The sequence below is a fragment of the Acidobacteriota bacterium genome, from assembly GCA_019347945.1.
GTDB lineage: Bacteria > Acidobacteriota > Thermoanaerobaculia > Gp7-AA8 > JAHWKK01 > JAHWKK01.
Genome location: JAHWKK010000015.1, coordinates 80,570 through 90,282 on the forward strand (window position 1 = coordinate 80,570; position 9,713 = coordinate 90,282).

Here is a 9,713-nt window from a genome sequence, read left to right on the forward strand (position 1 = left end):
AACCACTACCCCTTTTCTCGCCCGATTGCTTTCCAAATCTGCCCGGTGTATTCTCGGCACATCCGTATTCTAGTAAGACGAAAGGAGATCGCCATGAGAACCCTCGTCATCGGAATCGCCGCGGTATTGATCGCGGTCGTGCCGATTCTCGGCTACGCCCAGTCGACGCACGAAGAATACGAAGTGGTGCTTCTGCCGGTGTTTTTTGGCGGGTCAAAGTTCGGGGCGCACGGCTCTCTCTGGGTCACCGAGTTTACCGTTTACAACGGACTGTCCTATGAGATCACGACTTCCGAGATCGCGCCACTCAGTGAGTGCGTATCTATTCCGTGCCCGATCATCGTGGTACCGCCCCACAGCGCAATCAACCCTCCGATCATTGGATCTGGACGGGGACTACCAGGAAAACTACTGAGGCTTCGACGGGATGTCGGGGAAGATATCGCGTTCGCGCTGCGAGTTCGCGACATCTCCCGAAACGCTCTCACCGCGGGCACGGAGATTCCGGTCGTCCGGGAACGGGACCTGAAAAGATCGGTCGTATTTCTCGACATTCCGCTCGACGGACGGTTCCGGCAGCATCTGCGGATCTACGATTCACTTCCCCATGAGCACTGCGTCGACGTGACGATTCGTTACTTCGACATGGAATCGAGCCTCACCCTGCTCACCGACGAACGAAGGTTGATGCGTGACGACTGCAGTCAGCCGTTCGGCAGTTCCGCTCCGAATGCAGTCGAGTTGTCTGATCTGGCCTCGCGTCTGCCGGGTTCGAGCGGTTCGATCGGCATCGAGATCACCGCCAAGCGCGAGACTGACAGGATCTCGGCGTTTGTGAGCGTCACGAACAACGAGACGCAGCACGTGACGATCGTCACGCCGCAGTGACGCTGCACGGGCGGGCAGGCGTGGGACCTGCCGTCCAGTACAGAGTGGCCCATCATTACCGTTCATTCTGCGCGCGAGAGCGTCGGACGATGGCAGCGGTCACGAAGGGTGCGATCGGGTGAAAACCATCGTAGAGCAGCTTCGCGAGCCGCTTCGTTGTGGCTGTGACGTCCCCGGGCTTCTCTCCCGCGGCGATTTTCACGCGGAGATCCTTTTCGTAACGGTTGATCGCGTCGACTGCCTGGACCAGGAGCTCGGCTGATCTTCGGAAATCGCCCGCTGCGAGCGATCCACTCGATTCGCAGGCATGAACGCCGACCTCCCTGACGACATCGGCCGTGTCCCCAGCGGACTCGTTCCGGCGGGTGAGCCACGTAAAGGACGAGATCAGTTTTCTGATCACCGCACGTGATGTGCGCGCCCGGCTTTCGTCGTAGGTGAAGGACTCGGAGCCGCCCGCGCCGAGCGAGAGGAGGAGGCCGAGCCGGAGCGAGTCTGCGCCAAAGCGCTCGACCAGCGACTGCGGCTCCACGACATTACCGAGCGATCGTTTCATCGGACGGGTGGTCCGTCGAAAGAGAAAGCGCTCTTCGTCGGGCTGCGAAGTCGACGCGTCGTCCTTTTCGACCAGTTTTTTCGAGACGATGTGGAGCTTGCCGTGCACTCGGACTTCCCGGACGAGAGGGCGATCCGAGGTTGCGAGACTCGCGAGCTGTGCCGGAACGATCCAGCGGGTCAGGAACTCGGGATCGACGTAGACTCGATCGATCACGCCCGGGGGCTCCGGCCAGCCTGCCTGTTCGAGCGTCATCGCGATCATCGAGAACCACGAGGAGAAAACGTCCCCTGCACGGCGCGGCACCTCGTTCCCCCAGAGGTACTGGCGGGTGATGCACCACGGCTCGATGTCGCGCAGAAAGCTTGTTACAACCTCATTCCACCGATCGCCATATGTGATCTCGCCCGCTTCGATCCGATCCGCAAGACTCGAAGCTTCATCGCTGAAGTCGACGAAAAGCTGGGGAGACGTATCGATCTCGACGATCGAGCGGCACCTCCGGCAGCGGGCCGATTCCTGCTCGTCATCTCCCGACGGAATCGTGTCGGATGCGACCAGGACCGTTTCGCACGAAGGGCAGCGAGCGGAAGGGCGGGAATCTTCGCTGATCTTGTCGGACTCCCGGAGAGCCGTATAGAGATCGGCCACGGCCTGACGACCTCGAGCCGTCATCGGGTCGAGCCAGTCCCGCGGATCGAAGCCGATCCCGCTGGCCGCGAGCTGATCCCGGATCACGGCTGAATGAATCTCGTGCCGATCCTCGCATTCGTCGATGAGATCCTGAGGGTCGATCTCGTGGCGCGAGCCCGGAAGATTCTGCTCGACTGCGAGCTGCAGCGAGAGCCCTCCGTGATTGACCCCGATCGCTCTTGCTGGTTGGGAGCCCGCCATGGAGCAGGCGCGCGCATCGACATCCATGAGCAGCGCCGAAACGAAGGTTCCGAGATGCGGACGCCAGGCGGTGCTGACGGGCTGTGCCGCGATCAGAGGGTCCTCCCCTCTGAATGCTCCCCCCGCTCTCTCGGCCCTGTGCATCGCCCCATCCTCGGCGTGAGGATCGTAGATCGGGATGACCGGCTCGATCACGGTCGCGTCGGTGTCGCGATGCCACTTCGACGAAATGATCTGATCGATGAGGCGCCGGCCACGATGCCCGAGAACCGGGTGCAGATCGGCTGCCGCGATGTCGGCGAGCTGGTCGGCTGCCTCCGCGGTCGTGATGCGAAGATTCCGCGCGTGACGAAGCACTCGGATCGTATCGGGAAATACCCGGTGGGCGGCGAGCGCGACATCCTGATCGAGGTGTCCGGCCCACTCGTCGGCGCAGTTGGTGATCCCCATTCTGTTGCAGAGATAGTCGGGAACGTAGGTGATTCCGCGTTCGAGCAGTCGTTCGGCGTCTGCCGGCTCACGAAGCTGATTGTTCGCGGCACCGCAGATCAGATCCGCTCGAAGACGTGGAATCGTCTCCACGTTGACCTGAGCGCCGATCGCGCACGGAGCGAACACATCGACGTCGAGGTCGAAGATCTCTGAGGAATCGACGATGTGGACCCGTGGGCGATCGGTTTGCAGAGACTCGATCGCCGCCGGGTTCGGATCGCATGTCCAGATCTCGGCGCCCGCTTCGTCCAGAAGATCGATCAGCGGCCGGCCGACGTTGCCTGCGCCCTGAACCGAGACTCGAACACGCCGGAGATCGTCGGTGCCGTGGAGAAACTTCCAGGCCGCCTTCATCGCGATGAACACACCGAGGGCCGTGTGGGGGGAAGGATTGCCACTGCCGCCGCGACTCGGGGAGACGCATGTGGTGAAGCGATTCTCGCGAAGGATCGCATCCATGTCGGGCGTATTGGTCCCGATGTCCTCGGCCGTGTAGTAGACACCTCCGAGACTCGCCACGAATCGTCCGTATGCACCGAAAAGCAGATCGCGGGCGGCGCGATCATCGTACAGATCGGGACGTTCGTACCCGGGCGGGAGCGTCGCGATGCCCTTTCCACCACCCCAGTGAAGCCCTGCCAGCGCGTTCTTTCGCGTCATTCCCTGCGAAAGACGAAGCCCGTCGGTGAGAACATCGGCCATCGTCTCGTACGATCGGAATCGAAGGCCTCCCTGGGCGAGACCTCGGCGGGTGTCGTGAACGAACGCGAAAAAGAGGGACTCGATCCCGTCCTCGCGTCCTATGAAGACGCCCTCGTGATCCTGAAAATCGTGAGAAAGCTCGAAAAACGCACGAACGGGCTCCAGGATCTGCGGGTGGGAGAGGGAAAACTCTCCATTTTCCCAGATCAGGTAGAGCCGGTGGATGCCGTCCGCCGCGAGCCGATCGTGAAATTCGCGGATCGTCTGGTTGCGGATCGTCCGGGCGCGGGTGAGGCGTTCGAGATCTGTGCTGGATTGCATTGGTTCTCCGAAAGCGTGCGAACCGAAAAGGGCGCGCCCCGAATTCTATTCGACGAGCAGGCGGACGCCGATTGCGTGCCTGCCTCCGGAAGGCGGGATAGGCGGCGGGAACCGAGCCGAATAGAATCATGGGATGAAACTCCGAGCTCGAGCCGCCGCCCCCATCCTTCTGTTCCTCGTCGCCGCCGGCTGCGCCCATCATGCGCAACCGCTCGCTGTGCCCGTCTCCGGCGTCGAGACTCACGAAAATCTGCACGCCACGCTCTACGTCCAGACCGCCGCCGAGTACGAAGCCGTCGCTCTCCAGACGTTCCGCGCTGCCCGGAGTCTCGTCGAGGAGGCGCTGTCGAGACCGGGCTGGACGGCCCTCTCGGGGAGGAGCACGGGGGATCTGCCGCCGGCAGTGATCGTCGACGTCGACGAGACGGTGCTCGACAACTCCGCCTATCAGGCGCGGCTGATTCTCGCGGGCGCCGAGTATGACCCGGCGAGCTGGAAGTCCTGGGTGGACGAAGCCGCGGCCGAGGCTGTGCCGGGAGCACTCGAGTTCGCGACCTGGGCAAACTCTCGCGGCGTGACCATTTTCTATGTGACCAATCGCGACGCCGACGAAGAACCGGGGACGAGACGGAACCTTCGGAGCCTCGGGTTTCCGATCGGGTCGGGCGACGTCGTGCTGACGAAGGGGGAGCGGGAAGGATGGGGCTCCGACAAGGAGACGCGACGCGAGCACGTCGCCGCGACCCATCGCGTCGTTCTGCTCATCGGTGACGATCTGGGAGACTTCGTCCCGAGAACATGGACCGACGTGGAGAGCCGTCGCGCCATCATCGAACGGACCCGGGAGAGGTGGGGAACCAGCTGGCTCGTGATTCCGAATCCGACTTACGGCTCATGGCTCAGCGCAGTGACCTATGGGGAGGAGCTGGCGAGCCGCGACGATCGAATCGAGGCATGGAAGAACGCTCTCGAAGAATGAGGATGTCGGACTGCGCCCCTCACGGCATTCATGTTGCTCATTCTTTCAGGCGAAAGGAGAGCACGATGTCCGATTCGACGAACAAGACGATTACCGACCACGAGAAGAAAAAGCAGGAGCATGAAGAGTTTCGTGACACGGATCCGGTCAGCGACCGCGAACGCGAGGCGACTCGCCGGGAACGAGAGACCGCGGAAGATGTAACCGAGGCGCCGCGACAGTAACAGGTCGCAGCCTTCAGCTCGAGACCTCGATGCCTGCGCGCTGAAGAACTTCGGGGTTACTCCCGATCTCCATTCGCGATTCCAGCTGCTCGAGCATTACCTGAAAGTTCGGATGCTCGAGCGGGTATCGAACACGGTAACCGCGGCGATAAATCGCGTAGAGGATACGCCGCGTTTCATCGGCGGACAGCGTGGGCCGTTCATCGGCGAAGATCTCACGATAGAGAATGTATCTCGTTTGTGATTCTCCGGGAACGAGACCTGGGTGGAAGTAGTCGAGGTCGAACGGAATGACATCTCTGCTTCGGACGAGCGTCATCAGCCATGGGCTGTCGATGCGGATCTCCCCGAGAACCCAGTTCAGTTTTTCCCGGCCGGCGCGGCGAGCGTTGATCTCGAAATTTTCGACAAGAGCAGATCGAAGATGCTTTCCGAGTCGACGATTCCGATTTTCGCGGCTGACGACGAGATAGGTAATGAGCCCCGCGTTCAGTCCCGCCAGGTATACGCCCGCGCCGGTGGCAATGACGGCGCCTTTTTCGTCGAGAAGGGCGAGCTGATGAAAATCGAATGGTTCCAGAAGGCGCAGGCGCTTTTCAGCAATCTCCGATCGAAGCTCCGATATGGCATGTCTTTCCGCGCGCTGGAAGTACTCGTCGATGAGTCCAAGCGCCTGTTCGGCTTCGCTCGTGCGCTCGTCATCGATCTGGACGATTCGCAGACCGTCTGGGACTGATTTTTTCAGGGATATCTCCTTTGATGTCCTGCTTTTGTTCGACGTCGATCTTGAAAATCCGAGCGGCGTTTCTCCAGAGGATCAGATCGGTCTCGGTCTCGCTGAGGTTGAGTTGGCGTACGAAGCGGACGTAGTCGCCCATGTCCGCAACCGGCCAGTCGGTTCCGAACAGGAGCTTTGATGGATCTCCCGCGAACGCGACGAACTCGTTGAGTTGCGCGAGCATGAATCGCTCGAATCTTTCCTCGAAATGTCCGAGAGTAAGTCCGGAGAAATCGGCCACGACGTTCTCGTTCTTGTAAATGACTTCCATCGTGTCCGTCACCCACGGGTTGCCAAGGTGACAGATGACGAACGTGACGTCTCGAAAGTCGACTGCAACCTCATCGACTTCGAGCGGATGGGCGTACTTGACCTTTCCCTTGGGATCGTACGTGTCGCCGGTGTGGATCATCACGGGAACGCCGAATTCACCCGCGAGCTCATAGACGACACGCATCCGGGGATCGTGTGGATAGAAGGGCTCGTAGCCCGGGTAGAGCTTGAGTCCTTTGATCCGCTTCGTTCGGAGAAGGCTTCTCAGGTTGGCGAGATCGTGAGCACGATAGTTCACGTAACTCACCCCGGCGACGATACCGATCATCGGATCCGTCCCGACGACGTCGAGGATCTGGTCGAGCGACGGACGGTTTTCGTCGTCCTTGTAGCTGGTCAGCACGAGTGCGTAGTCGACTCCGTGGCGTTCCATTTCCGCCTTCATCAGACGGTAACGTTCCTCGAGCGATGCCGGCTGGCCCTCTTCATAACGGTTGAGATGCGTGTGACAGTCAATGATCATCTCGCCACGCGTCCTCCTGATTTTTGATCGATCAATCTTTGGCCCTCTTCGTTTTTTCGAGCGATGCTCCCTTCGACACGACCACGATTCCGCTCTCAGTCACGGTGAATCTCTCGCGATCCTCCTCGAGGTCGTAACCGATCGTCGTGTAGGGTGGAACCTTGACACCTTTGTCGATGATCGTCCGTCGGATCTGGGAGTGTCTTCCGATCTCGACGCCGTGCATGAAGATGGAGCTGTCGATCTCGGCGAACGAATTGATTTTAACCCTCGGGAAGAGAAGCGACCGGCGGATCCGTCCTCCGGAGATGATCGCACCATGGGCGACCATCGAGTCCATGGCCCAACCGGTTCGGTTGCCCTCGACGTCCGACCATACGAACTTCGCAGGCGGAAGATTGACCGAATTCGTGACGATCGGCCAACGCTCGTTGTAGAGACTGAAGGGAGGATCGACCTCGAGCAGATCCATCGAGGCCTGGAAGTACGAATCGATCGTCCCGACGTCGCGCCAGTAACCCTGATTCTTTTCCGGTTCGCCCCGGACTACATTCGTCGCGAAGTCGTACGCCATGACGACCGAGCTCTCATACATGCTCGGGACGATCTCCTTGCCGAAGTCGTGAGCCGCGTCCCGGAGGACGTTTCTCTCGAGGGCCTCGATCACGGTGCGCGAGCGAAAGATGTAATTTCCCATCGATACCAGAACCATATCGGGGTTTCCGGGAATCGTTTTGGGATTTTCTTTCGGTTTCTCTTCGAACCCGATGACACGGCCATCGGCGTTTATTTCGACGATGCCGAAATGATGGGCCTGCTCCTTCGGTACCGGGATCGTCGCGATCGTGAGATCGGCTTCGGTCGCGCAGTGAAAATCGAGCATCTGTCCGACGTCCATCTTGTAGATGTGATCGCCTCCGAAAACGCACACGTGCTCGGGCTGTTCGTCGAAGACGAGCTCGAGATTCTGATAGACGGCATCGGCGGTTCCCCTGAACCAGAATGGACCTTTCCTCATCTGGGCCGGGACGATGTCGACGTAGTGGCCGACGCCTGTGGTGAGGCGCCAGGTTCGGGTGATGTGCTCGATCAGCGAATTCGACTTGAACTGCGTGAGGACCTTGACCTTGTAAAACCCGGAGTTGATGAAGTTGCTCAGGACGAAGTCGATGATCCGGTAGCGGCCCCCGAATGGAACCGCCGGCTTCGCACGATCACGGGTGAGCGGAAACAGGCGTTCCCCCATCCCTCCGGCGAGCACCATCGTCAGAACGTTTCTCGGATTGACTCTTCCTGGCATTCGGGTCTACCACCTATGCAGGGTGTGCGCCTCAGTCCGAAAGCATGTCATAGAGTTCCCGCTTCGAGAGCGAGAATCGCACTGCCAGAACCTTGACTGCGTCGGTCCTCCGCATCCCCGAATCTCGCAGACGGAGAAACTCATTCCGGATGCTCTCAGGGTCGGCGGGCTCGATTTCCCGAACGAGCGGGCCGATGACGAGGGTGATCTCTCCTCGAATTCGATCCCGGCCTCGAAGCTGATCCACGACTTCGGCCGCGCTTCCCCGCACCACCTCTTCGTGAAGCTTGGTCAGCTCGCGGGCGACGGCGATCTCCGCCTGCGGCCACTCGGCGGCCAGATCCTCCAGCGCGCGGACGATTCGATGCGGCGATTCGTAGACGATCACGGTCATTTCCATCTCCTGGATTCGCCGGAACAGAGCGCGTCTTTCTGCCGAGCGCCGCGGCAGAAAACCGAGAAACGCGAAGGGAGAAGGGGGGAGGCCGCTCAGCACCAGGGCGAGCACCCCGGCGAAGGGACCGGGGATCGCCTCGACTCGCAATCCTCTCGAGATGACTTCTCTGACGAGCGGAAACCCCGGATCGGAAATCAGCGGAAGGCCGGCGTCTGAAACGAGTGCAACGGAATCCCCGCTCTCGATCCTGTCGGCAATTCGGGCGACCTTTTCGCGCTCCGAGTGCTCGTGAAAGGATTCGGTCGGCGGGCTCGCCCCGATGTGTCTGAGCAGTTTGCTGACGACCCGGGTGTCTTCACAGAGGAGTAGATCGCATTCACGGATCGCCCTGGCGGCGCGTTCGCTCAGATCGCCGAGGTTTCCGATCGGAGTGCCTATGAGATGAAGGCTCCCTCCGGGCATCGTCAGGCGGAAATCGCCGCCTTCAGCTTCTCGACGGCTTCGATTGCCGTCTCCGAAATCTCTTCACGCGATACCGTCGGCGTTTGCGGGCTGAGGAAGTCCTCCAGATTCCTGGCGAGATCGCGCGCGATTTCCGAGACCTCGGGAAACCCCAGCGTCCCTGCGGTTCCCTTGATCTGATGGGTCAGATAGAGAAGAACCGGGAAGGAGGTCTTGACCCTGGCGGCATTGGAGAGACCGCGCGCATGCTTCTCGATCGTCAGAATCGTTTCCCCGAGACTCTGGCGATATTCGCTCCGAAGCTGGCGCAGCTCATCTTCGATATCTGCGGCCGTCATGCTGCGATCCGGCAGCATGAACGATGCCACGGAGGGGGCGATTCATACGGCCGAAGAGCGACCCCGGCGAGGAGCTCCTTTTTTGCAGTTTTCTGCCTTGTTTTCAGGCGCCTGGCTTTCGAGGCGTCGGGACGAACAGCCAGCACTCCATCGTCATCCTGAGCAATTGACCGGCGCGTTGGGACGGTGAATCGCAAATGAACTTGAAGTCGGCGCTTCGCTGGGCCTGAATGTACTCATTCTGGAGGTCCCTCGCTTGCCCGCCCGCAGGTACGCGGAATCCAACCAATTCGCAAGCTCGCCGCCCGCTCGGGACGACGGGGTGGGGAAGGATGTGTGTCAAAGCGTCAATACCGGCGCGTGGTTTGGCGCAGGCAGTCGCATTCAGGCCAAACGGCATAATCTGGACTCGACTCAAATGCTTTACCGCCCCGGTCATCCCGAGCGGGCGGTCGGGCGGGCAAGCGAGGGACCTTGCAGGTTGGGACATCAGCCCAAGCGAAGCGCTGCAAAGGGTCGAAGTCCAACAATCTCGTGGTCGTTTCATTAGGAGCAAGTGACCGGGGAAAAACCCCGTGGGATCGGA

10 protein-coding genes are annotated in these 9,713 nt (G+C 60.5%); 4 read left to right on the plus strand and 6 right to left on the minus strand.

Annotated elements, in window-relative coordinates:
* Positions 1 to 93 precede the first annotated feature (93 nt).
* The gene (locus KY459_11000) at positions 94 to 888 is read left to right on the plus strand and encodes a hypothetical protein (GenBank protein MBW3565243.1); all 795 of its coding nucleotides are present in this window, start codon (positions 94 to 96) and stop codon (positions 886 to 888) included.
* A gap of 55 nt (positions 889 to 943) precedes the next feature.
* On the opposite strand, the gene KY459_11005 is transcribed toward KY459_11000, so the two are convergent.
* A complete protein-coding gene (locus KY459_11005; protein MBW3565244.1) occupies positions 944 to 3,853 on the minus strand; it encodes a class I tRNA ligase family protein in 2,910 nt (969 codons plus the stop codon).
* A 133-nt stretch (positions 3,854 to 3,986) separates the two neighbouring features.
* Here KY459_11005 and KY459_11010 point away from each other — a divergent pair, with 133 nt between their 5' ends.
* Both KY459_11010 and KY459_11015 read left to right on the plus strand, forming a co-directional pair.
* Positions 3,987 to 4,832 (plus strand): 5'-nucleotidase, lipoprotein e(P4) family, encoded by an 846-nt coding sequence (locus KY459_11010; protein MBW3565245.1) that lies wholly within the window; start codon positions 3,987 to 3,989, stop codon positions 4,830 to 4,832.
* 65 nt (positions 4,833 to 4,897) lie between these two features.
* Positions 4,898 to 5,056, plus strand: a complete 159-nt coding sequence (locus tag KY459_11015; GenBank protein MBW3565246.1) for a hypothetical protein — start codon at positions 4,898 to 4,900, stop codon at positions 5,054 to 5,056.
* Positions 5,057 to 5,069: 13 nt separating this feature from the next.
* On the opposite strand, the gene KY459_11020 is transcribed toward KY459_11015, so the two are convergent.
* On the minus strand, positions 5,070 to 5,375 hold the full coding sequence (locus tag KY459_11020; protein MBW3565247.1) for a hypothetical protein: 306 nt from the start codon (positions 5,373 to 5,375) through the stop codon (positions 5,070 to 5,072).
* 105 nt (positions 5,376 to 5,480) lie between these two features.
* On the opposite strand from KY459_11020, the gene KY459_11025 reads away from it, so the two are divergent.
* On the plus strand, positions 5,481 to 5,792 hold the full coding sequence (locus KY459_11025; protein MBW3565248.1) for a hypothetical protein: 312 nt from the start codon (positions 5,481 to 5,483) through the stop codon (positions 5,790 to 5,792).
* Here KY459_11025 and KY459_11030 read toward each other — a convergent pair.
* From KY459_11030 to KY459_11045, 4 genes are read right to left on the minus strand one after another with little or no spacing between them, the layout of a single operon-like run.
* Complete coding sequence (locus tag KY459_11030) at positions 5,755 to 6,630, minus strand: amidohydrolase (protein MBW3565249.1); 876 nt, start codon at positions 6,628 to 6,630, stop codon at positions 5,755 to 5,757. The genes KY459_11025 and KY459_11030 overlap by 38 nt on opposite strands.
* A 31-nt stretch (positions 6,631 to 6,661) precedes the next feature.
* Entirely contained in the window at positions 6,662 to 7,930 is a 1,269-nt protein-coding gene (gene glgC / locus KY459_11035) for a glucose-1-phosphate adenylyltransferase (protein ID MBW3565250.1), read from the minus strand.
* Positions 7,931 to 7,961: 31 nt separating this feature from the next.
* The gene (gene rsmI, locus KY459_11040) at positions 7,962 to 8,789 is read right to left on the minus strand and encodes a 16S rRNA (cytidine(1402)-2'-O)-methyltransferase (protein ID MBW3565251.1); all 828 of its coding nucleotides are present in this window, start codon (positions 8,787 to 8,789) and stop codon (positions 7,962 to 7,964) included.
* 2 nt (positions 8,790 to 8,791) lie between these two features.
* A complete protein-coding gene (locus tag KY459_11045; GenBank protein MBW3565252.1) occupies positions 8,792 to 9,127 on the minus strand; it encodes an Hpt domain-containing protein in 336 nt (111 codons plus the stop codon).
* Positions 9,128 to 9,713 lie beyond the last annotated feature (586 nt).

What these genes read in the sequence shown, in the direction of transcription:
- KY459_11000 (MBW3565243.1), top strand. Translation starts at nt 94, where the DNA reads ATGAGAACCCTCGTCATCGGAATCGCCGCGGTATTGATCGCGGTCGTG.
- KY459_11005 (MBW3565244.1), bottom strand. Translation starts at nt 3,853, where the DNA reads ATGCAATCCAGCACAGATCTCGAACGCCTCACCCGCGCCCGGACGATC.
- KY459_11010 (MBW3565245.1), top strand. Translation starts at nt 3,987, where the DNA reads ATGAAACTCCGAGCTCGAGCCGCCGCCCCCATCCTTCTGTTCCTCGTC.
- KY459_11015 (MBW3565246.1), top strand. Translation starts at nt 4,898, where the DNA reads ATGTCCGATTCGACGAACAAGACGATTACCGACCACGAGAAGAAAAAG.
- KY459_11020 (MBW3565247.1), bottom strand. Translation starts at nt 5,375, where the DNA reads ATGACGCTCGTCCGAAGCAGAGATGTCATTCCGTTCGACCTCGACTAC.
- KY459_11025 (MBW3565248.1), top strand. Translation starts at nt 5,481, where the DNA reads ATGCTTTCCGAGTCGACGATTCCGATTTTCGCGGCTGACGACGAGATA.
- KY459_11030 (MBW3565249.1), bottom strand. Translation starts at nt 6,630, where the DNA reads ATGATCATTGACTGTCACACGCATCTCAACCGTTATGAAGAGGGCCAG.
- glgC (MBW3565250.1), bottom strand. Translation starts at nt 7,930, where the DNA reads ATGCCAGGAAGAGTCAATCCGAGAAACGTTCTGACGATGGTGCTCGCC.
- rsmI (MBW3565251.1), bottom strand. Translation starts at nt 8,789, where the DNA reads ATGCCCGGAGGGAGCCTTCATCTCATAGGCACTCCGATCGGAAACCTC.
- KY459_11045 (MBW3565252.1), bottom strand. Translation starts at nt 9,127, where the DNA reads ATGACGGCCGCAGATATCGAAGATGAGCTGCGCCAGCTTCGGAGCGAA.